This window comes from Luedemannella helvata, assembly GCF_039528415.1.
GTDB classification, from domain to species: Bacteria; Actinomycetota; Actinomycetes; order Mycobacteriales; family Micromonosporaceae; genus Luedemannella; species Luedemannella helvata.
This window is the reverse complement of sequence record NZ_BAAALS010000124.1, coordinates 1-653: the sequence shown is the minus strand read 5'-3', so window position 1 is coordinate 653 and position 653 is coordinate 1. Positions and strand designations below refer to the sequence as shown.

The following is a 653-nucleotide window of genomic DNA, read 5'->3' as shown; positions in this document are numbered from 1 at the left end:
GCGCTGGGGTTCTTGCCCTGGTAGAGCAGTTGCAGGTTGCACGGGTCGATCGTCTTGGTCTGGTCGGGGTTGGTGCGCACCAGGTCACCGTGGCTGATGTCGTTGGTCCACGACCCACCAGGGAACGAGACATTGTTCTTGCCCGCGAACGGGTTGCTCTCGCTGGCGGCCTGCGGGGTCCACGAACCACTCAGGCTCGACGACGTGAACGACCGGAAGTACCGACCGTTCGACCCGATCGCCTCAACGATCATCAGGTACTGGTTCTGACCCTGAACCTTGTACACCTCGACAGCCTCGAACAGGTTGTTCGTCGAGTCCGTCATGATCGTCGTGTACGACGAACCGAAGCTGCCCGGGAAGTTCCCGATCGGCATACTCGCCCGGTAGATCCGACCGTTGTCACCAGCGAAGAACAAGTACATGTTCTGGTCGTCGGCGATCAACGTCTGATCGATCGGACCGGTGCTGGAGTTGGAGATGCTGCCGGTGAACAGCGGCTGCGGCGAAGACCACCCGTTCGGGTTGGTCGGGTCGCTGGAGGTGCGGTAGATGAACGGCCACTGACCCCACTGGTAGGCCAACACCCAGATGTTCTTCGGCGCGAAGTAGAACAACGTCGGCGCCACCGCCGCCTGACTCATCCCGTTCTG

At 61.3% G+C, this 653-nt stretch carries 1 protein-coding gene; it reads right to left on the bottom strand.

Annotated elements, in window-relative coordinates; genetic code table 11:
- On the bottom strand, nt 1-653 hold a 653-nt coding region (locus ABD191_RS29055), incomplete at both ends, for a non-reducing end alpha-L-arabinofuranosidase family hydrolase (RefSeq protein WP_344089176.1).